Source organism: Trabulsiella odontotermitis (genome assembly GCF_030053895.1).
GTDB lineage: Bacteria > Pseudomonadota > Gammaproteobacteria > Enterobacterales > Enterobacteriaceae > Trabulsiella > Trabulsiella odontotermitis_C.
The window spans coordinates 1,799,506-1,820,991 of the sequence record NZ_CP125781.1 but is presented as its reverse complement, the minus strand read 5'-3'; the positions used below and the strand labels follow the sequence as shown (position 1 = coordinate 1,820,991).

Below are 21,486 nucleotides of genomic sequence, written 5' to 3'. Positions count from 1 at the left end.
CACGCGCCGCAATGGCTAATAGCGATGGTCGGGGAAATGTGGCCGGCTTCACACAACAGGATCCACCAGCCCGGTGGTAAAAAACCGACAAAATGGCTATCAGGTCACCCGAACAGCTTTACTCGCCTTCGACCATTCCGGATGTCCGCAGCGTGGGCATACCAGCTTATCACCGGCGTACATTTGCCGGACGGCGCTGCAACGTACACAGGCGTAGTCATTCTGTTCGGGCATGACGGTAAACCGCTCATTGCAGTATTCCGGCAAAATCGTCAGACCTTTTTTTACCTCATCGTCAGGGTAGTAATAGACACTAACCTGGCCGTTGGTTTCCATGATCGCCAGGCGAACCTGCCCTAGTTGCTCGACACCACGCAGCCGCAGTTCCATGAAGAACTCAAATTCGGTTAAATTTTCGGCGTTCAGTTTTTCCCACGCCAGTTGTCCGTTTTCGATGACGACCACCGGTTTCCCTTCCAGCAAATCCTCCAGTTTTTCGCTGCGCGACATCAGCCACATCACCAGCCGGTACAGCAACGCCAGAGAAACAAACACCACCAGCACCGGCAGCATCGGGACGTCGTCATAAAACGCCACGTCCCCCGCCGCCGACCCCAGTGTCAGGATGATCAACACTTCAAACAACGACATCTGGCGAACGCCGCGCCGACCGGTGATTTTGAGGAAGATAAACACCAGTATGAAGGTATAGACGCTGCGCAACGCCACTTCCCAGAGAAAGTCGAACGGCACTTTGTCCAGCGCCATTCTTTGCCAGTCAAATGCTTTCATTTTCTCTCCCGTCTCGCCTGTGATTGCTGTTAAGCGTAGCCTGGTTGTTTATTTTCGTCGGTAGCGCCGCGAAGATAGCGCCTGTCAGGCAAAACCCGTATCATTGCGCGCTTTACGTACGAACTAAGTGATCGCCATGACTCAAACATTTATTCCCGGCAAAGATGCCGCGCTGGAAGATTCCATCGCTCGCTTTCAGCAAAAACTGCTCGATCTGGGCTTTGACATTGAAGAGGCCTCGTGGCTGAATCCGGTACCGCACGTCTGGTCCGTGCACATTCGCGACAAAGAGTGCGCCCTGTGCTTCACTAACGGTAAAGGGGCGACGAAAAAAGCCGCTCTCGCGTCCGCCCTCGGTGAATATTTTGAGCGTCTCTCCACTAACTATTTCTTTGCCGACTTCTGGCTGGGCGAAACCCTTGCCAATGGTCCTTTCGTTCACTATCCCAACGAAAAATGGTTCCCGCTGACCGACGACGATGAGGTGCCGGAAGGTCTGCTCGACCCGCGTCTGCGTGCCTTTTACGATCCGGACAATCAACTGACCGCCAGCATGCTGGTCGATTTACAGTCCGGTAACGACGCGCGTGGCATCTGCGGTCTGCCATTCACCCGCCAGTCTGATAACCAGACGATTTATATCCCGATGAACATCGTCGGTAACCTGTATGTTTCTAACGGCATGTCCGCAGGCAACACCGCAGATGAAGCGCGGGTTCAGGGGCTGTCTGAAGTATTCGAACGCCATATCAAAAATCGCATTATTGCGGAAAGCATCAGCCTGCCGGAAATTCCGCAAGACGTGATGGCGCGCTATCCTGGCGTGGTGGAAGCCATCAACAAACTGGAAGCCGAAGGTTTCCCGATCTTTGCTTACGATGGCTCGCTGGGCGGCAAATACCCGGTCATCTGCGTCGTGCTGTTCAACCCGGCAAACGGCACCTGTTTTGCCTCGTTTGGCGCACACCCGGATTTTGGCGTGGCGCTGGAGCGTACCGTCACTGAACTGCTGCAGGGCCGTAGCCTGAAAGATCTCGATGTCTTCACGCCGCCAACCTTTGATGACGAAGAAGTGGCGGAACACGCCAACCTGGAAACCCATTTCATCGACTCCAGCGGCCTTATCTCCTGGGATATGTTTAAACAGGATGCCGACTATCCATTCGTTGACTGGAACTTCTCCGGCACGACACAGGAAGAGTTCGCTACGCTGATGGCTATTTTCCAGGCTGAAGGGAAAGAAGTGTACATCGCCGATTATGAACATCTGGGCGTTTATGCCTGCCGCATTCTGGTGCCGGGCATGTCCGATATCTATCCGGCGGAAGATCTGTGGCTGGCGAACAACAACATGGGCAGTCATCTGCGCGAAACCCTGCTGGCGTTGCCGGGTAGCGAGTGGGAAAAAGAAGAATACCTGGCGCTGATTGAACAGCTTGATGAAGAAGGTCACGACGACTTTACCCGCGTTCGTGAGCTGCTGGGCCTGGCGACCGGTAAAGACAACGGCTGGTACACGCTGCGCATCGGCGAGCTGAAAGCGATGCTGGCGCTGGCGGGCGGCGACCTGGAGCAGGCGCTGATCTGGACCGAGTGGACGATGGAATTTAACGCCTCCATCTTTAGCGCTGAACGGGCGAATTACTATCGCTGCCTGCAGACCCTGCTGCTGCTCGCACAGGAAGAAGAGCGTCAACCGCTGCAGTACCTGAACGCTTTCGTGCGGATGTACGGCGCAGCAGCGGTGGAAGCGGCCAGCGCAGCCCTGAGCGGTGAAGCCCCCTTCTACGGTTTACCGCCGGTCGATGGCGATCTGCATGCCTTCCCTGCGCATCAGACGTTACTGCAGGCCTATGAGAAACTTCAGCGCGCCAAAGCCGCCTGGTGGGCTAAACAGCATTAAAAAGCTGCATTATTGGTAGGCGTAGCGATTTCTCTGCTATATATTACGGGGCCTGTTAACAGGCCCCTTTTTTTATTTTCTTGTTTATCAGTATAAATGTGATAATAAAGTTAAATACGGGTGAAATATATTTTCATTACATCACCTGCAATGTTAAATAAAAGGGTATTTACTCCATTTTAATTAACCGATTCAGCAAGGAGTGAAGAAAAAATTCAACTGTATTAGTAATTTTTAAAATTTATTTTTATTTGGATAATCAAACAGTTACGCCGTATTTGCTGGAAAACCATGCGTTTTACGGGCCTATAAGCCAGGCGAGATATGATCTACATCAAATTCTCTTCTATAATGCTTTGTTAGTATCTCGTCGCCGACTTAATAAAGAGAGAGTTAGTGTGAAAGCTGACAACCCTTTTGATCTATTACTTCCTGCAGCAATGGCGAAAGTCGCTGAAGAAGCAGGTGTCTATAAAGCCACCAAACAACCGCTGAAAACCCTTTATCTGGCAATTACTGCGGGCGTATTCATCTCCATTGCTTTTGTCTTTTATATCACCGCGACGACCGGCACCGCCACGATGCCCTTTGGCATTGCCAAACTGATCGGGGGTATTTGCTTCTCACTCGGCCTGATTCTTTGCGTCATCTGCGGCGCTGACCTCTTCACCTCAACGGTCCTTATCGTTGTTGCAAAAGCAAGTGGAAGGATCACCTGGGGCCAACTGGCACTCAACTGGCTCAACGTTTATGTAGGTAACCTGATTGGCTGCCTGCTCTTTGTTCTGTTGATGTGGTTGTCCGGTGAATATATGGTCGCGAATGGCGGCTGGGGACTTAACGTTCTTCAAACCGCCGACCACAAAATGCACCATACTTTTATTGAAGCCGTTTGCCTGGGTATCCTGGCCAACCTGATGGTTTGCCTTGCGGTCTGGATGAGCTACTCCGGTCGCAGCCTGATGGATAAAGCCATGATTATGGTATTGCCCGTGGCGATGTTTGTCGCCAGCGGCTTCGAGCACAGCATTGCAAACATGTTTATGATCCCGATGGGTATCGTGATCAAACACTTTGGAAGCCCGGAGTTCTGGACCGCGATTGGTTCAACTCCTGACAGTTTTTCTCATCTGACTGTTATAAACTTCATCACTGATAACCTGATTCCGGTGACTATCGGTAACATTATTGGCGGGGGTTTGTTAGTTGGGTTGACATACTGGGTCATTTACCTGCGTGGTGACGATCATCATTGCTGATGGTTTTCTCAGGCAGTAAATAAAAAATCCACTTAAGAAGGTAGGTGTTACATGTCCGAGCTTAATGAAAAGTTAGCCACTGCGTGGGAAGGTTTCGCGAAAGGTGAATGGCAGAATGCCGTTAACGTCCGTGACTTTATCCAGAAAAACTACACCCCATATGAAGGTGATGAAACCTTCCTGGCCGGTGCCACCGAGGCGACCACTAAACTGTGGGACCGCGTGATGGAAGGCGTTAAACTGGAAAACCGCACTCACGCGCCAGTTGATTTTGACACCTCTGTTGCTTCCACCATTACTTCTCACGACGCTGGCTACATCAACAAAGCGCTGGAGAAAATTGTTGGTCTGCAAACTGAAGCCCCGCTGAAACGTGCAATCATCCCGTTCGGTGGTATCAAAATGGTTGAAGGTTCCTGCAAAGCGTATAACCGCGAACTGGACCCGATGCTGAAAAAAATCTTCACCGAATACCGTAAAACCCATAACCAGGGTGTATTCGATGTTTATACCAAAGACATCCTGAACTGCCGTAAATCCGGTGTTCTGACTGGTCTGCCTGACGCTTACGGCCGTGGCCGTATCATCGGTGACTACCGCCGTATCGCGCTGTACGGTATCGATTTCCTGATGAAAGACAAATACGCACAGTTCTTGTCTCTGCAGAGCGATCTGGAAAATGGTGAAAACCTGGAAGCCACTATCCGTCTGCGTGAAGAAATTGCTGAACAGCATCGCGCGCTGGGCCAGATCAAAGAGATGGCGGCGAAATATGGCTGCGATATCTCTGCGCCGGCAACTAACGCTCAGGAAGCTATTCAGTGGACCTACTTCGGCTACCTGGCTGCGGTTAAGTCTCAGAACGGTGCGGCAATGTCCTTCGGTCGCGTGTCCACCTTCCTGGACGTGTTCATTGAACGTGACCTGAAAGCAGGCAAAATCACTGAGAAAGACGCTCAGGAAATGATTGACCACCTGGTCATGAAACTGCGTATGGTTCGTTTCCTGCGTACTCCTGAATATGATGAACTGTTCTCTGGCGACCCGATTTGGGCAACGGAATCTATCGGCGGTATGGGCGTTGACGGCCGTACGCTGGTCACCAAAAACAGCTTCCGTTTCCTGAACACCCTGTACACCATGGGGCCGTCACCGGAGCCGAACATCACTGTTCTGTGGTCTGAAAAACTGCCGCTGAACTTCAAAAAATTCGCCGCAAAAGTGTCTATCGATACCTCTTCTCTGCAGTATGAGAACGATGACCTGATGCGTCCGGACTTCAACAACGACGACTACGCTATCGCATGCTGCGTAAGCCCGATGATCGTTGGTAAGCAAATGCAGTTCTTCGGTGCGCGTGCAAACCTCGCGAAAACCATGCTGTACGCTATCAACGGCGGCGTTGATGAAAAACTGAAAATGCAGGTTGGTCCGAAATCTGAACCGATCAAAGGCGATGTCCTGAAATTTGATGAAGTGATGGATCGTATGGATCACTTCATGGACTGGCTGGCTAAACAGTACGTCACCGCGCTGAACATCATTCACTACATGCATGATAAGTACAGCTACGAGGCCTCTCTGATGGCGTTGCACGACCGTGACGTTATCCGCACCATGGCGTGTGGTATCGCAGGTCTGTCCGTTGCGGCTGACTCCCTGTCTGCTATCAAATATGCGAAAGTTAAACCGATTCGTGACGAAGACGGCCTGGCTATCGACTTCGCTATCGAAGGCGAATACCCGCAGTTTGGTAACAACGATGCTCGCGTAGATGACCTGGCGGTTGACCTGGTAGAACGTTTCATGAAGAAAATTCAGAAACTGCATACCTACCGTAACGCTATCCCGACGCAGTCTGTTCTGACCATCACCTCTAACGTTGTGTATGGTAAGAAAACCGGTAACACCCCGGATGGCCGTCGCGCAGGCGCTCCGTTCGGACCAGGTGCTAACCCGATGCACGGCCGTGACCAGAAAGGTGCTGTTGCCTCTCTGACTTCCGTTGCAAAACTGCCGTTTGCTTACGCGAAAGATGGTATCTCTTACACCTTCTCTATCGTTCCGAACGCACTGGGTAAAGACGACGACGTTCGTAAAACCAACCTGGCCGGTCTGATGGATGGTTACTTCCATCACGAAGCGTCCATCGAAGGTGGTCAGCACCTGAACGTGAACGTGATGAACCGTGAAATGCTGCTCGACGCGATGGAACACCCGGAAAAATATCCGCAGCTGACCATCCGTGTTTCTGGCTACGCAGTACGTTTTAACTCCCTGACGAAAGAACAGCAGCAGGACGTTATCACTCGTACTTTCACTCAGACCATGTAATCGGTTTTGACTGAAAACAAGTTTTAAAAAGAGTACAATAAAGGCTCCACGCAAGTGGGGCCTTTTTAATAACTCTCTCCTGCCCCAGCCTGCTTTGCCAGCCATCTATACTATGGGTATCTGTCAAAACAGACTTAACACAGCCGGTTTTGAGCTGTGAATACACTGGCCCTGGATGGGCCACATCTGGAGAAAACACCGCAATGTCAGTAACTGGTCGCATTCACTCCTTTGAATCCTGTGGCACTGTAGATGGCCCCGGCATCCGCTTTATCACCTTCTTTCAGGGCTGCCTGATGCGCTGCCTCTATTGCCATAACCGCGATACCTGGGATACCCACGGCGGCAAAGAAATCACCGTTGACGAGTTGATGAAAGAGGTGGTGACCTATCGCCACTTTATGAATGCCTCTGGCGGCGGCGTAACGGCGTCTGGCGGTGAGGCCATCCTGCAGGCCGAATTCGTGCGTGACTGGTTCCGTGCCTGCAAAAAAGAGGGAATTCATACCTGCCTCGACACCAACGGTTTCGTGCGTCGTTACGATCCGGTCATTGATGAACTGCTGGAAGTGACCGATCTGGTAATGCTTGATCTCAAGCAGATGAACGATGAGATCCACCAGAACCTGGTGGGGGTATCCAACCACCGCACGCTGGATTTCGCGAAGTACATTTCCGCCAAAGGGATTAATACCTGGATCCGCTACGTCGTGGTGCCGGGCTGGTCAGATGACGACGACTCCGCGCATCGACTCGGTGAATTTACCCGTGACATGGGCAACGTCGAAAAAATCGAACTGCTGCCGTATCACGAACTGGGTAAACACAAATGGGTGGCCATGGGCGAAGAGTACAAACTGGATGGGGTGAAACCACCGAAGAAAGAGACCATGGAGCGTGTTAAGGGCATCCTTGAGCAGTATGGTCACAAAGTGATGTACTGACACTGTCAGAACAGCAAAAAGGCCCCGACCGTCGGGGCCTTTTTGTATCAGGCATGCGCCACTGGCGTCGGGTGGTGTTCCACTTTGCGCAGCAGCATCAGCAGATAGATAAACGACACACCCGCAATCATGATGAACAGAAGGTTATCAGAGTAGTTCTGCATCAACATTGCCGTGAAGGTCGGTCCCAGCAGGCTGCCGATGGTATAGCTCAGCAGCAGCGCCTGGTTCATGGCGACCAGTTGGTGATGCTGCACTTTTTCGCAAGCCCAGGCCATCGCCACCGGGTAAAGCGTAAAGCCCGCCGCCCCCAGGATAAACAGCGCTGGCGCCATCGCCGCCTGGCTCAGCATCGCCACACAGCCAAGAATGACGACAAACACCTGGACCCGCAATACCAGCAAACGACCATAGCGATCGGCAAGACGCCCCACCGGCCACTGGCCGACGATCCCCGCGCTCACCATGACCGCCATCCAGAAGCCAATACCCGAATCGCTGACGCCTTTATGGTTCAGCCACAGCGGCATCAGGCCATATAACGACCCCAGCACAATACCGGAAATCACGCAACCATTGACGCCCAGACGCGCGCCGCGCAGTTTAAACATCGACCAGACGTGACTGGCTTCGTGCGAGTTCGGTTGTTGATTCACGATGCGGGTAAACAGCAGCGGCAGAATACCTGCCAGCGTCAGCGCCGCCGCCCAGGGCAGGACGCTCATCAGATCCGTTGGCAGCTTGCTGACCATCAACTGGCCCAGCGCCGTGCCCACGTAATAAACCATCATATACGCTGCCAGCAGACGACCACGGTTACGTGATGTACCACTGCACATCAGCGCGCTCTCAACGACAACCCAGATCATGGCGCAACCGACACCGGCGATAAACCGCCAGCTCATCCAGCTCCAGAAACCAACCATGAAACCCAGTCCCACACAGCCGACGGCAAAAATCAGCGAGGCGAGATAGTAACTGCGGTTAAACCCCAGGCGCTGAATCAATCGCCCCGTCAGTAAGGTGCCGACCAGATTACCGGTAAAATAGGATGAGCCCACCATCCCCACCTGCCAGGTAGGAAGATTTTCATGAGCGAGCCAGAGCGGAACAAGTGTGTTTAATACTGCGATCGCCAGCGTCAACAACAGCAGGCCACAGAGCAATAACAGCACTGGCCGGGAATAGGTGGACATGGATACAAAAACCGTGAGCTAGTTCATATTTCGTGCGCATCATGCCACTGCTGTAAACATTGTCAATCCACCAGAATTCAGCAATGACGCGGTTTTCAGAGCATCGATTGAAGTTTCTTATTCAATAATGCGAGACGGGAATTATTCTTTCGCTTATTCCATTGTTTTTTATAATTAATCAGTAAAACAGGCGGAAAAGAACAGTCGAAAAATTTCATGGAAAGAAAAACAGACAAAAACGCCAGCATCACAGGACGCTGGCGTTTTACAGGATAGTCGAACCGGGTTTAGCCGATGTACTGCAGACCGTTCATGTAAGGACGTAACACTTCCGGCACTTCAATGCGGCCATCTGCCTGCTGATAGTTTTCCATCACCGCGACCAGCGTACGCCCTACCGCCAGACCGGAACCGTTCAGGGTATGTACCAGACGGGTTTTCTTATCAGACTTGCTGCGGCAACGCGCCTGCATACGACGCGCCTGGAAATCCCAGACGTTGGAGCAGGAAGAGATTTCGCGATAGGTGTTCTGCGCTGGCACCCACACTTCGAGATCGTAGGTTTTGGCAGCGCCAAAGCCCATGTCACCGGTGCACAGAACAATCTTGCGATATGGCAGACCGAGCAGTTGCAGCACTTTCTCTGCATGACCGGTCATCTCTTCAAGCGCGGCCATCGAATCTTCAGGGCGAACAACCTGTACCATTTCGACTTTGTCGAACTGGTGCATACGGATCAGTCCACGGGTGTCGCGACCGTACGAACCGGCTTCCGAACGGAAACACGGTGTATGCGCGGTCATTTTGATCGGCAGATCGTCTTCGTCGATGATCTCGTCGCGGACCAGGTTGGTCAGCGGTACTTCCGCCGTCGGGATCAGCGCGTAGTTGCTGCTGTCCGCTTCTTCTTCCAGCGGGCGCGTATGGAACAGGTCGCCAGCGAATTTCGGCAACTGGCCGGTACCGTACAGCGTATCGTGGTTAACCAGATACGGAACATAGTTTTCGCTATAGCCATGCTGCTCGGTGTGCAGATCCAGCATGAACTGAGACAGCGCGCGGTGCATACGGGCAATCTGCCCTTTCATCACCACAAAGCGGGAACCGGTCAGTTTCACGGCTGCCGCGAAATCGAGACCGCTGTGCATTTCGCCAAGCGTAACGTGATCGCGAACCTCGAAATCAAACTGGCGCGGCGTGCCCCAGCGGCTGACTTCAACGTTGTCATTTTCGTCTTTACCGACCGGCACGCTGTCGTCAGGAATGTTGGGAATAGTCAGCGCGATATCACGAATTTCTGCCTGGAGGACGTCCAGTTCAGCTTTCGCCCGGTCAAGCTCTTCACCCAGTTTGTTGACTTCCAGGCGTAATGGCTCGATGTCTTCCCCGCGCGCTTTTGCCTGGCCGATGGATTTCGATCGCGAGTTACGCTCTGCCTGCAGATTTTCAGTTTGTACCTGCAGAACTTTACGACGCTCTTCAAGAGCGCGCAGCTTATCTACATCCAGCTTAAAGCCCCGGCGTGCCAGTTTTTCAGCGACTGCGTCTGGCTCATTACGCAGCAGATTGGGATCGAGCATGCTTATCCTGTGCTTATCGAATTGAAAGAGGAGAAAAAGACCGCAGCCTGCGGCCACAGAGATACAAGTGACAACATTACCGCAACGCCAGGCTTAGCGGTAGCGTTTTATAGGGCTATTTTGATCCTGTCCGGCAAGCCAGGCGAGCTTTTCGCCAATCTTCCCTTCAAGACCTCTGTTTGTCGGCTGATAATAGCGCGTTTGTGCCATTTCCTGCGGGAAATACTCCTCACCGGCAGCATAGGCATTGGGTTCGTCATGGGCGTAACGATACTCCTGCCCGTAACCCATCTCTTTCATCAGTTTGGTTGGTGCATTGCGCAGATGCACCGGCACATCGTAATCCGGGCGTTCGCGGGCATCCGCCATTGCCGCTTTAAAAGCGGTATATACGGCGTTACTTTTCGGCGCACAAGCAAGATACACCACCGCCTGCGCGATTGCGCGTTCCCCTTCTGCCGGGCCGACACGGGTGAAGCAGTCCCAGGCGGCGAGTGCTACCTGCATCGCACGGGGATCGGCATTGCCGACATCTTCGGAAGCAATCGCCAGACAGCGGCGCGCAACATATAACGGGTCGCCACCGGCGGTAATAATCCGGGCATACCAGTAGAGCGCGGCATCCGGCGCGCTGCCGCGTACCGATTTATGCAGCGCCGAGATCAAATCGTAATAACGGTCGCCTTTGTTATCAAAGCGCGCGCTGCGCTCTCCGGCGATTTCCGTCAGCAGCGTCTGCTTAAGCACGCGTTTCCCGGCGTCATCCGCTTCGGCCATATCGGCCATCATTTCCAGCGTGTTGAGCGCCCGACGCGCATCGCCATTGACCAGTTCGGCAATCGCCCGGCGTGTCTCGTCCGGCAAGACAATATCCTGGCCGCCGTAACCGCGGGCGCTGTCGGACATCGCCTGATCGAGCACCTGCTCGATATCCTCAACAGTCAGCGATTTCAGCAAATAGACACGGGCACGTGAAAGTAACGCTGAATTGAGTTCAAAGGAGGGGTTTTCTGTCGTCGCACCAATGAAGGTGATGGTGCCGTCTTCGATGTGCGGCAGGAAGGCATCCTGCTGGCTCTTGTTGAAGCGATGGACTTCATCAACGAACAGAATAGTACGGCGACCGGCATTACGGTTTTGCCGGGCGCGTTCAATGGCTTCGCGGATCTCTTTCACGCCAGAGGTGACGGCGGAAATGCGCTCGACGTCAGCACTGGCGTAGCGGGCAATCACTTCTGCCAGCGTCGTTTTCCCGGTTCCCGGCGGTCCCCAGAGGATCATTGAATGCAGATGCCCTGCTTCAATGGCTCGCGGCAACGGTTTGCCCGGGGCCAGCAAATGCTGCTGACCAATATACTGCGCTAAATTTTCTGGCCGCATACGGGCGGCCAGAGGTTGAAACGCATTATCGGAAAAATCGAGCGACAGGTTGCTCACACTCGCCTCTACTTACGTTGATCGTCTACCGTCACGCCCTGCGGCGGAGTGAAAGTAAATTTAGACGCGTCAGTCACGCTGTTCTGCTGAGATTTCAGCTGATAGCTGCTGCGCTGGTCGTCCTGCTCAACGGCGCTGAACTGATGGATGGTGCCATCGCGGCCGACGTTGATAGTAAATTGCTTCAGGTTGCCGCTGTTGCCTTTCGGCGTCAGCAAGAAGTCATCGCCATTCTGTTTGATGTTGTACTGCTGCCAGTCGCTGGACTGGTTACGGGCAATCAGCATAAACGGCGTATTGCTGGTGGCGTCTTTCAGCCAGGTCGCAGTCGCCTGCTCCACAAACGGGTTGTAGAACCACAGCGTTTTACCGTCAGAAACCAGAATGCTCTCGTCCGGCTGTGTCATATGCCAGTTGAACAGATTCGGTCGTTTTACCCATAAATCACCCTGACCTTCCTGCACAGCATTGCCGCTGCCATCAGTCACTTTCTGTGTGAAGCTGGCATGGAAACTGCTGACTTTATCCAGACGGCTCTTGAGATCGCTGGCGGCATCCGCCCATACGCTGCTGGCAACCAGGCCAGAAAGTAAGGCACAGGTAATGGCGAGTTTTTTCATTGTTCATCCTTAGTGTACGTCACGCTTCTGCCACCACTGTAGGCGGAAGCCCGGCAGGGTGACAGAAGAAAATGCTGATTTATGACTTATTTACCCATCTTTGCAATCATTCGAAGGGAGGCGGAGCCAGCACTTCACGGTTACCATTATGGCCCTGTTCGCTGACGATCCCCTGCGCTTCCATCTGCTCAATGATGCGGGCGGCACGGTTATAACCGATGCGGAACTGACGCTGTACGCCGGAAATGGACGCTTTGCGTTTTTCGGTGACGAAATTCACGGCCTGGTCAAACAGCGGATCCAGCTCTTCACCGCCATCAAAACCACCACTGCCGCCTTCACTTTCGGTATCGGAGGTGATGCCATCAACGTACTGCGGACGACCGCGCGCTTTCCAGTCCTGCACAACGGCATGGACTTCCTGATCACGCACGAAGGCGCCGTGGACACGCACCGGCGTCGTGGAGTTCGGGCCGGAATAGAGCATATCCCCCATGCCCAGCAGCGATTCGGCGCCACCCTGGTCGAGAATGGTACGCGAGTCGATTTTGCTCGATACGGTAAAGGCAATACGCGTCGGGATGTTCGCTTTAATCAGACCGGTGATAACATCCACCGACGGGCGCTGCGTTGCCAGCACCAGGTGGATACCGGCAGCACGCGCTTTCTGCGCCAGACGCGCGATCAGCTCTTCGACTTTCTTGCCTACCGTCATCATCAGATCGGCGAATTCATCGACCAGCACCACGATGTACGGCAGTTTTTCCAGCACCGGATGGGTGGCGTCCATGCTGTCGCCCGGCTTCCAGTACGGATCCGGAATCGGACGCCCCATGCGCGCCGCTTCTGCAATCTTGTCGTTGTAACCTGCCAGATTACGCACACCCAGCGCCGACATCAGTTTATAGCGGCGCTCCATCTCGTTGACGCTCCAGCGCAAGGCATTGGCGGCGTCTTTCATGTCGGTGACGACTTCTGTCAGCAGATGCGGGATGCCTTCATACACCGAAAGCTCCAGCATTTTCGGGTCGATCATGATGAAACGCACATCTTCCGGCTGCGCTTTGTAGAGCATGCTGAGGATCATGGCGTTCACACCCACTGACTTACCGGAACCGGTAGTACCAGCCACCAGCAGGTGTGGCATTTTCGCCAGATCAGCAATGACCGGATCACCCGCGATATCTTTCCCCAGCACCACTGTCAGCGGTGATGGGTTTTCGCGGAATTTCGCGCAGTCCAGCACCTCGCGCAGATAAACGGTGTGGCGTTTCTTGTTAGGCAGCTCAAGACCGACGTATGGTTTGCCGGGGATCACTTCCACCACACGCACGGCGACGGTGGAGAGCGAGCGCGCCAGATCGCGTGACAGGTTCGAGATTCGCGCGGCTTTGACGCCAGGCGCCAGATTCAGTTCGAAACGGGTGATTACCGGGCCTGGCGAGTAGTTAACCACATCTGCTTTGATGCGGAAATCCGCCAGACGCGCTTCCACCAGACGCGCCATCTGTTCCAGCGCGAAAGTGTCGACCGGTTCAACTTCCGTCGGCGGCGGCGTGAGGAGATCCAGCGACGGCAGCGGCGTGGTTGGTCTTTGCAGCGGGCGACTGTCGCCGTTACGCATCAGCAGCGGATGCAGCAGACTTTCCTGCACTGGCGGTTGTGATTGTACTGGCTGAGCATGTTGCGGTGCCGCGGCCGGCGTTTCCTGCATCGGGCTCGGCATAAACAGCGGTTCGCTCGGTGTATCATCCACCAGCGTTTTCATCGGCGAGAAATCGATGTCATCCAGCGCAGCGCCGCCATAACGCGCCTGTTGCGTCGCGGCGAACTGGCGAGCCAGCTCGGCTTCCGCTTCCGCCTCTTCGTCATACTCGTCTTCACCGCTGTAGCGCTGCAGCTGCGAGGCAGCAAACTGACGCGCCAGATCTTCCTGCTGCTGCGCATCTGCTTCATCGTCGGTCATGTCGCTATCGCTGTAGTGCTGATAGCGCCCGGCCTCGCGGGCTTTTTCTTCTGCCATCCGTTGCGACGGCAGCTTGATACCGTAAGAGGCCCGCTCACGACGCGTAGGAAGACGCACACGGTTAGGACGAGGCAACTGTGGGCCAATCCCCTCTTTCACCTGAGGACGCGGCGCATCGCCGGCCAGGCTGAAGATCGGAGCTGCTGCTGCGGCGGCGGCAGTGGCGGCTGTTCCGGTCGACTCTTTTACGCTGGCAGCTGCTGGCGTGAAGGCCGAGGCAGGATCAACCACTGGCGGCACAGAAGGCGCAGGCGTTGATGTGGATTTTGCCGGTTCCGGCGTTGGCTGATACCACGCCGCCAGCTGTTCGCGTTCTCGCGCACGCTTTTCTTCCACTTCTTCGAAGTAATAGAGCGGCGGACGCTGCGGTTTAACCTCTTCTTCCGGCTCCGGAACGGCATCTGTCTGCCATTCCGGCTGTTCCGGCTCATATGTATATTCTTCCGGATGCGGTGCATGAGGCTGCGGCGGCCAGCTGTCGGGCGCTGGCGCGATAGACGGCTCCGCCGTTTGCGGGCCGGGTACCTGTTGCCATTCCACGGCAGGCGTGGTGACAACCGGTTCTGCGTTTTCCGGTGGTGGTGTTTGCATCACCGGCTCGGCCGGCGCCGCCCATGATTGCGCTGCGGTCGTTGCGGCAGCCGCCGCCGCGACCGGTTCCGTTACAGAATGGCCGTTCAGCAGGGGATCATACGGGTCGTAATCCGTCGGGCGCACCGCGCTGTTGCCAGAGAACAGCACGTCGTCAGCATCAGCCGCGACACCACGCGCGCTGTACTGGATATCGTCTTCGTCGTCGTCCATCCGTTTGCCGGAGAACAGCGCTTCGTCAGTTTTGCGCCCCATCGGATTGGCGAATTTGTCCGCCAGACGTTTGCGACGGGCCAGCGCGCCGCGCAGGATACGCGCCCGGCGGGAATCACGGCGAGGTGCGGGTTGCGCCTCGTCGTCTTCGTAGTCATCTTCATACTCGTCGTCATCGACCCAGGTATCATCACGACGGGTACGGTTGCTGGCGAAAGTCAGGATGTTCAGCACCCAACTACCGATTTTCTCGGCAATGCTGACCCATGACCAGCCGGTAAAGAGCGTCAGCCCTGCCGCCCAGATGCACAGAAGCGTAATCGTGCCGCCGCTGCTGTGCAGAAGCGGTTGCAGCGTGGTGCTGAGCAGGCTGCCGATCACGCCGCCGGAGGCGAAATACCAGATATCGTCAGCGTTAATCGCCGCCAGCCCGCAGGAGGTCAGGATCAGCGCCAGTACGCCAATCAGGCGCAGGGAAACGGCGAAGTAATCAATATAATCTTCATTTGCGCGATGCCGGTAAGCAAACCAGCAGCCGCCGATGATAATCACCGGAATGGTGTAGGCCATCACGCCAAAAATAAAGAACAGCGTATCCGCAAGCCATGCGCCAGGCGCACCGCCGAGATTATGGATAGGCTCATGCCAGGCTGTTTGTGACCAGCTGGGATCGGAGGGGTTAAAACTGAGTAGCGCTGCCATCAGCCAGATGGCAAAAAGAGAACATAAGATCAGTAACGCCTCCAGAAGTCGGCGCCCGCTGCTTAATCTTGTCAATCTGACTTCTTTGTCTTCAGTGTATTCCTGGCTCAAGAAAGGCTCTCCAGGTTTCAGGCTTTTCCTGCCCGATGCTAAAACGGACAACAGCGCCGGGTCTCCCCGGCACTGTTGCTGTATGGATTAACAGGAGTGTAATCAAACTATGCCGATTTTGCACCTGTTCCGTATTAGCGAGTCTTAATTACCAGACGATTGCTCTGTTTGACCTCTTCCATGACCACGTAAGTACGGGTGTCGTTCACACCCGGCAGACGCAGCAGGGTCTCGCCCAGTAACTTACGATACGCTGACATATCCGGTACACGGGTCTTCAACAAATAGTCGAAATCGCCGGAAACCAGATGACACTCTTGAATTTCTTCAAGTTTCTGTACAGCGGAGTTGAATTGCTCAAACACATCCGGTGCACCACGATTCAGAGTAATCTCAACAAAAACCAGAAGTGATGCATCCAGATAATGCGGGTTCAACAGCGCGGTATAGCCCTGAATAAAACCCTGTCTTTCCAGCCGGCGCACACGCTCAAGGCAAGGCGTCGGAGAAAGTCCCACTCGTTTAGAAAGCTCGACGTTGGAAATACGCCCATCCTTTTGCAACTCATTCAGAATGTTGCGATCGATGCGGTCGAGATCTTTGCCTGGGCGCTTCTTGCTATCTACCATTATTATTGTCTCTCTGTATTCCTTCCCTACTCCTGTCTGGACTCTTAGCACGTCACTGTTCAGAGTCTGCGCCCATTGTTTACGCGCCGCTCTGTTACCAGAGACATAACGTAATCCAGGGTACGTGTTGAGAAGACCGGTGCCAGTCGGCAGCTTTCGCTATCTCGTATGGCGTCTGTCCACGCCATGCGCGGATTGCGCTAGCCCGGGTATACACGGAACCGTGTATATAAATGGTATTTGCATGCATGGTAATTCAGCACACGCGAAACACTTCTTTAATCTTCCTTGAATGTTTTCGCAAAAGCACAGGTGATTGTCAAAGCAAAACATCGATTTTTAGTACAACATGCCAGATATTCCTTAACTGACTCTGCCGATCCTCATGTTTTCGCCTTATAACACGTCACTTTTCAGAAGAAATTATTATAGTCAACGGCAGAAAAATCGACTATTCATCGGCGTTTTCTATTGCACATATCGCTAACAACATTGCGGAGCCCTTTTTTTACTGCAACAAATTCCCTACAATCGCGGCAAACGTCTGCCAACAATTATGGGGATCTCATGGGCACGACCAAACACAGTAAATTGCTTATTCTGGGTTCCGGCCCTGCGGGATACACCGCGGCGGTCTATGCAGCACGCGCCAACCTGAAGCCGGTGTTAATCACCGGGCTGGAAAAAGGCGGTCAACTGACCACCACCACCGAAGTGGAAAACTGGCCGGGTGATCCAAACGACCTGACCGGGCCGCTGCTGATGGAGCGTATGCATGAGCATGCGACCAAATTCGACACCGAAATCCTGTTCGATCACATCAACAAGGTTGATTTACAGAACCGTCCGTTCCGCCTGACTGGCGACAACGGTGAATACACCTGCGACGCGCTGATCATCGCGACCGGCGCTTCGGCACGTTATCTGGGTCTGCCGTCTGAAGAGGCATTTAAAGGCCGCGGCGTCTCTGCCTGCGCGACCTGTGACGGGTTCTTCTACCGTAACCAGAAAGTGGCGGTCATCGGCGGCGGCAACACGGCGGTCGAAGAGGCGTTATATCTGTCGAATATCGCTTCTGAGGTGCACCTGATTCACCGCCGCGATTCGTTCCGTGCGGAAAAAATCCTCATCAATCGTCTGATGGATAAAGTCGCCAGCGGCAATATCGTACTGCACACCCATCGTACGCTGGAAGAAGTGACCGGCGACCAGATGGGCGTGAGCGGTGTGCGCATCCGTGATACGCAAAATACCGATATCGTTGAAACACTGGACGTCGCTGGCCTGTTTGTGGCGATTGGTCACAGCCCAAACACTGCGATTTTTGACGGTCAACTGGCGCTGGAAAACGGCTATATCAAGGTGCAGTCCGGGATCCACGGCAACGCCACCCAGACCAGCATCCCGGGCGTCTTTGCTGCGGGCGATGTAATGGACCATATTTACCGTCAGGCGATCACCTCCGCAGGTACCGGCTGTATGGCTGCACTGGATGCTGAGCGTTATCTCGACGGTCTGGCTGACGCGTGCAAATAATCTTTACAAGTCAGTAACAAAGGTAAAGAAGGCGACGAAAAGTCGCCTTTATTTTTGCCCCGATGTAACATTGCCGTGCCCAATAAAACTCATAACTGCACCTGCTAAGCACGCAATGAATAAAACCCGTCAACAAGAGCTTACCCGCTGGTTAAAACAGCAGAGTATCCTGTCCCGACGCTGGCTGACGCTCTCTCGTCTGCTGGGCTTCGTCAGTGGACTCCTGATTGTCGCGCAAGCCTGGCTGCTCGCCCGCACGCTCCATCACATGATCATGGTAAACATCCCGCGCGAAGCCCTGCTACTGCCGTTCGTTCTGCTGGTGCTGACCTGGGTGCTGCGCGCCTGGGTGGTATGGCTGCGTGAGCGTGTCGGGTTTCACGCCGGGCAAACGATTCGTTTTGAGATCCGCCGTCAGGTGCTTGACCGCCTGCAACAGGCCGGTCCGGCGTGGATCCAGGGGAAACCAGCCGGAAGCTGGGCGACGCTGATCCTGGAACAGATCGATGATATGCATGATTACTACGCCCGCTACCTGCCACAAATGGCGCTGGCGGTCTGCGTACCGTTGCTGATCGTGATGACGATTTTCCCTTATAACTGGGCCGCCGCGCTGATCCTGCTCTGCACCGCGCCGCTCATCCCGCTGTTTATGGCGCTGGTTGGTATGGGCGCGGCCGATGCCAACCGGCGTAATTTCCTCGCACTGGCTCGCCTGAGCGGTCACTTTCTCGACCGTCTGCGCGGGATGGACACCCTGCGACTGTTCGGTCGCGGCGATGCGGAAACCGAAAACATCCGCCATGCGTCGCAGGATTTTCGCCAGCGGACGATGGAAGTACTGCGCCTGGCGTTTCTCTCCTCCGGGGTGCTGGAATTTTTCGCCTCGCTGTCGATAGCACTGGTGGCGGTCTACTTTGGCTTCTCTTACCTTGGCGAATTTAATTTCGGCTCTTATGGCCTCGGCGTGACGCTCTCGGCCGGTTTCTTAGCGCTGATTCTGGCACCGGAATTTTTCCAGCCGCTGCGTGATCTCGGGACCTTTTACCATGCCAAAGCGCAGGCGGTCGGCGCGGCTGACAGCCTGAAAACGTTTCTCGAAACGCCGCTGGCGCAGCCTGAACCCGGCGAACACCGGCTGTCTGACGACGAAATGGTCAGTATTCAGGCGCACGGACTCATCATCAAATCGCCCGAAGGCAAAACACTGGCAGGACCGCTCGATTTTGAACTTGCTGCCGGGCAGCGCGTAGTGCTGGTCGGGCAAAGCGGTTCCGGAAAAAGCTCGCTGCTCAATACGCTGGCCGGTTTTTTACCTTATGAAGGCAGCCTGCGCATCAACGGCGTTGAACTGCGCGAGCTGCATGCGGAAGGCTGGCGCCGCCTGATAAGCTGGGTCGGGCAAAACCCGCAACTGCCCGCCGCTACGCTGCGTGAAAACGTCCTGCTGGCGGATCCTGACGCCAGCGACGAACAGCTTCAGGCCGCACTTGACGCCGCCTGGGTCAGCGAATTTATTCATCAGTTACCGCAGGGCATCGACACGCCAACCGGTGATCAGGCCGCCGGGCTTTCCGTCGGTCAGGCGCAGCGCGTTGCCGTCGCCCGCGCCCTGCTCACGCCGTGCCGCCTGTTGCTGCTGGATGAACCCGCTGCCAGTCTTGATGCGCACAGCGAACTGCGCGTAATGCAGGCGTTAACACAGGCATCAACCCGCCAGGCCACGCTGATGGTCACGCATCAACTGGAAAACCTGACCGACTGGGACGCCGTCTGGGTGATGCACGACGGGCGCCTGGTTGAACAGGGACGCTATGCGACGCTGGCACAGGCTGACGGCCCGTTTGCCAGCCTGCTGGCCCACCGTCAGGAGGAGATTTAAATGCGCGCACTGCTTCCCTATCTGGCGCTCTATAAACGCCACAAATGGCTGCTGTCACTCGGTGTCGTGCTGGCGATTGTCACGCTGCTTGCCAGCATCGGCCTGTTGACGCTGTCCGGCTGGTTCCTGTCAGCCTCTGCGGTGGTCGGTGTTGCCGGGCTTTACAGTTTTAACTACATGCTGCCTGCGGCGGGCGTGCGCGGCGCGGCGATTATTCGTACCGCCGGGCGCTATTTTGAGCGTCTGGTGAGCCACGACGCTACCTTCCGTGTGTTGCAGCACCTGCGCGTCTTTACTTTCAGCAAGCTGCTTCCCCTCTCCCCTGCCGGGCTGGCGCGTTTTCGCCAGGGCGAGCTGCTTAACCGCGTAGTGGCGGATGTCGATACCCTTGATCATCTCTATCTGCGCGTGATCTCGCCGCTGGTGGGCGCGCTGGTGGTCATTCTGGTGGTGACGTTTGGTCTGAGCTTTCTTGATATGACGCTGGCCCTGACGCTGGGTGGCATCATGCTGGCAACGCTGTTTGTCCTGCCGCCCCTGTTTTATCGCGCCGGGAAACCCACCGGTGAAAGCCTTACCCGGCTGCGTGGTCAGTACCGCCAGCAAGTGACGGCGTGGTTGCAGGGTCAGGCCGAGCTGTCGCTGTTTAACGCCAGTACCCGCTATCGTCAGCAGATGGAACAGACGGAAATGAACTGGCATGAGGCGCAGCGCCGTCAGTCCGAACTGACAGCCCTGTCGCAGGCCGTCATGTTACTGATCGGCGGCGTGGCGGTGATCACCATGCTATGGATGGCCGCAGGCGACGTCGGTGGCAACAAACAGCCTGGCGCGCTCATTGCGTTGTTTGTGTTCTGCGCGCTGGCGGCATTTGAAGCGCTGGCACCGGTAACGGGCGCTTTCCAGCATCTCGGTCAGGTCATTGCTTCCGCCTTACGCATCAGCCAGATAACCGAACAGCAGCCTGAAGTCAGCTTCCCGGATGCCGCAACCGCAGTGCCGTCGCAAGTCAGGCTGACGCTCAAACAGGTTTCATTCCACTACCCGGAACAACAACAACCAGCGCTGGACAGCATTTCAGCGCAAATCGCAGCAGGGGAACACGTGGCGATCCTCGGGCGCACCGGCTGCGGCAAATCCACCCTGCTGCAGTTACTGACGCGGGCCTGGAACCCACAGCACGGCGAGATCCTGCTCAACGATCGTCACATCAGCGAGTTCGACGAAACGTCGTTGCGCCGCTCGATGAGCGTTGTTCCGCAGCGCGTTCATCTTTTCAGCGCCACGTTGCGCGACAACCTGCTGCTGGCAAAACCAGCGGCGACGGATGATGAGCTGAAAGCCGTGTTGCTGCGTACCGGGCTGGGTAAGCTGCTTGAGGACAGCGGGCTTAACAGCTGGCTCGGCGAAGGCGGGCGTCAGTTATCGGGTGGCGAACTGCGCCGTCTGGCCATCGCTCGCGCGCTGCTGCACGATGCGCCACTGATGCTGCTGGATGAGCCAACCGAAGGACTGGACGCGGCAACAGAGCGGCAAATTCTTGATTTACTTGCGGTTGTGATGCGGGGAAAAACCATGCTGATGGTGACGCATCGCCTGCGCGGGCTGGCGCGTTTTGATCAGATAATTGTAATGGACAACGGACAAATTATTGAGCATGGTAGTCACGCAGATCTGTTGGTGAAACGGGGGCGTTATTACCATTTTACGCAGCGTCTGTAGGCCACTATT

14 protein-coding genes are annotated in these 21,486 nt (G+C 55.1%); 7 read left to right on the top strand and 7 right to left on the bottom strand.

Features of this window, described 5'->3' with window-relative positions; genetic code table 11:
* Positions 1 to 99 precede the first annotated feature (99 nt).
* A complete protein-coding gene (locus QMG90_RS08700; protein ID WP_283283427.1) occupies positions 100 to 792 on the bottom strand; it encodes a DUF421 domain-containing protein in 693 nt (230 codons plus the stop codon).
* 136 nt (positions 793 to 928) lie between these two features.
* Between QMG90_RS08700 and ycaO the strand changes: the two genes are divergently transcribed.
* From ycaO to pflA, 4 genes are all read left to right on the top strand, one after another.
* Entirely contained in the window at positions 929 to 2,695 is a 1,767-nt protein-coding gene (ycaO, locus tag QMG90_RS08695) for a 30S ribosomal protein S12 methylthiotransferase accessory factor YcaO (protein WP_283283426.1), read from the top strand.
* Positions 2,696 to 3,093: 398 nt separating this feature from the next.
* Entirely contained in the window at positions 3,094 to 3,954 is an 861-nt protein-coding gene (gene focA / locus QMG90_RS08690) for a formate transporter FocA (RefSeq protein WP_283283425.1), read from the top strand.
* A gap of 51 nt (positions 3,955 to 4,005) precedes the next feature.
* A complete protein-coding gene (gene pflB, locus QMG90_RS08685; RefSeq protein WP_283283424.1) occupies positions 4,006 to 6,288 on the top strand; it encodes a formate C-acetyltransferase in 2,283 nt (760 codons plus the stop codon).
* A 203-nt stretch (positions 6,289 to 6,491) separates the two neighbouring features.
* Positions 6,492 to 7,232: a pyruvate formate lyase 1-activating protein gene (pflA, locus tag QMG90_RS08680; RefSeq protein ID WP_038154709.1), complete on the top strand. Its 741-nt coding sequence runs from the start codon at positions 6,492 to 6,494 to the stop codon at positions 7,230 to 7,232.
* Between the two features lie 47 nt (positions 7,233 to 7,279).
* Here pflA and QMG90_RS08675 read toward each other — a convergent pair whose 3' ends face one another.
* From QMG90_RS08675 to lrp, 6 genes are all read right to left on the bottom strand, one after another.
* Positions 7,280 to 8,428 (bottom strand): MFS transporter, encoded by a 1,149-nt coding sequence (locus QMG90_RS08675; RefSeq protein ID WP_283283423.1) that lies wholly within the window; start codon positions 8,426 to 8,428, stop codon positions 7,280 to 7,282.
* 287 nt (positions 8,429 to 8,715) lie between these two features.
* Positions 8,716 to 10,008, bottom strand: coding sequence for a serine--tRNA ligase (gene serS, locus QMG90_RS08670; protein ID WP_283283422.1), 1,293 nt, complete (start codon positions 10,006 to 10,008; stop codon positions 8,716 to 8,718).
* Between the two features lie 93 nt (positions 10,009 to 10,101).
* Positions 10,102 to 11,445: a replication-associated recombination protein RarA gene (gene rarA / locus QMG90_RS08665; RefSeq protein WP_283283421.1), complete on the bottom strand. Its 1,344-nt coding sequence runs from the start codon at positions 11,443 to 11,445 to the stop codon at positions 10,102 to 10,104.
* Between the two features lie 8 nt (positions 11,446 to 11,453).
* The gene (lolA, locus tag QMG90_RS08660) at positions 11,454 to 12,065 is read right to left on the bottom strand and encodes an outer membrane lipoprotein periplasmic chaperone LolA (protein WP_283283419.1); all 612 of its coding nucleotides are present in this window, start codon (positions 12,063 to 12,065) and stop codon (positions 11,454 to 11,456) included.
* A gap of 106 nt (positions 12,066 to 12,171) precedes the next feature.
* Positions 12,172 to 15,708 (bottom strand): DNA translocase FtsK 4TM domain-containing protein, encoded by a 3,537-nt coding sequence (locus tag QMG90_RS08655; protein WP_283283418.1) that lies wholly within the window; start codon positions 15,706 to 15,708, stop codon positions 12,172 to 12,174.
* A 134-nt stretch (positions 15,709 to 15,842) separates the two neighbouring features.
* A complete protein-coding gene (gene lrp, locus QMG90_RS08650) occupies positions 15,843 to 16,337 on the bottom strand; it encodes a leucine-responsive transcriptional regulator Lrp (RefSeq protein WP_002439523.1) in 495 nt (164 codons plus the stop codon).
* A gap of 567 nt (positions 16,338 to 16,904) precedes the next feature.
* On the opposite strand from lrp, the gene trxB reads away from it, so the two are divergent.
* The 3 genes from trxB to cydC all read left to right on the top strand — a co-directional run bounded on the left by trxB (position 16,905) and on the right by cydC (position 21,477).
* On the top strand, positions 16,905 to 17,873 hold the full coding sequence (trxB, locus tag QMG90_RS08645; RefSeq protein WP_283283417.1) for a thioredoxin-disulfide reductase: 969 nt from the start codon (positions 16,905 to 16,907) through the stop codon (positions 17,871 to 17,873).
* Positions 17,874 to 17,988: 115 nt separating this feature from the next.
* The gene (gene cydD, locus QMG90_RS08640) at positions 17,989 to 19,755 is read left to right on the top strand and encodes a heme ABC transporter permease/ATP-binding protein CydD (RefSeq protein ID WP_283283416.1); all 1,767 of its coding nucleotides are present in this window, start codon (positions 17,989 to 17,991) and stop codon (positions 19,753 to 19,755) included.
* The gene (cydC, locus tag QMG90_RS08635; protein WP_283283415.1) at positions 19,756 to 21,477 is read left to right on the top strand and encodes a heme ABC transporter ATP-binding protein/permease CydC; all 1,722 of its coding nucleotides are present in this window, start codon (positions 19,756 to 19,758) and stop codon (positions 21,475 to 21,477) included. It begins immediately after the preceding gene.
* The last annotated feature ends 9 nt before the right edge of the window (positions 21,478 to 21,486 follow it).

Coding starts and splice junctions, on each gene's coding strand:
- QMG90_RS08700 (WP_283283427.1), bottom strand. CDS start 792: ATGAAAGCATTTGACTGGCAAAGAATGGCGCTGGACAAAGTGCCGTTC.
- ycaO (WP_283283426.1), top strand. CDS start 929: ATGACTCAAACATTTATTCCCGGCAAAGATGCCGCGCTGGAAGATTCC.
- pflB (WP_283283424.1), top strand. CDS start 4,006: ATGTCCGAGCTTAATGAAAAGTTAGCCACTGCGTGGGAAGGTTTCGCG.
- pflA (WP_038154709.1), top strand. CDS start 6,492: ATGTCAGTAACTGGTCGCATTCACTCCTTTGAATCCTGTGGCACTGTA.
- QMG90_RS08675 (WP_283283423.1), bottom strand. CDS start 8,428: ATGTCCACCTATTCCCGGCCAGTGCTGTTATTGCTCTGTGGCCTGCTG.
- serS (WP_283283422.1), bottom strand. CDS start 10,008: ATGCTCGATCCCAATCTGCTGCGTAATGAGCCAGACGCAGTCGCTGAA.
- lolA (WP_283283419.1), bottom strand. CDS start 12,065: ATGAAAAAACTCGCCATTACCTGTGCCTTACTTTCTGGCCTGGTTGCC.
- lrp (WP_002439523.1), bottom strand. CDS start 16,337: ATGGTAGATAGCAAGAAGCGCCCAGGCAAAGATCTCGACCGCATCGAT.
- trxB (WP_283283417.1), top strand. CDS start 16,905: ATGGGCACGACCAAACACAGTAAATTGCTTATTCTGGGTTCCGGCCCT.
- cydD (WP_283283416.1), top strand. CDS start 17,989: ATGAATAAAACCCGTCAACAAGAGCTTACCCGCTGGTTAAAACAGCAG.
- cydC (WP_283283415.1), top strand. CDS start 19,756: ATGCGCGCACTGCTTCCCTATCTGGCGCTCTATAAACGCCACAAATGG.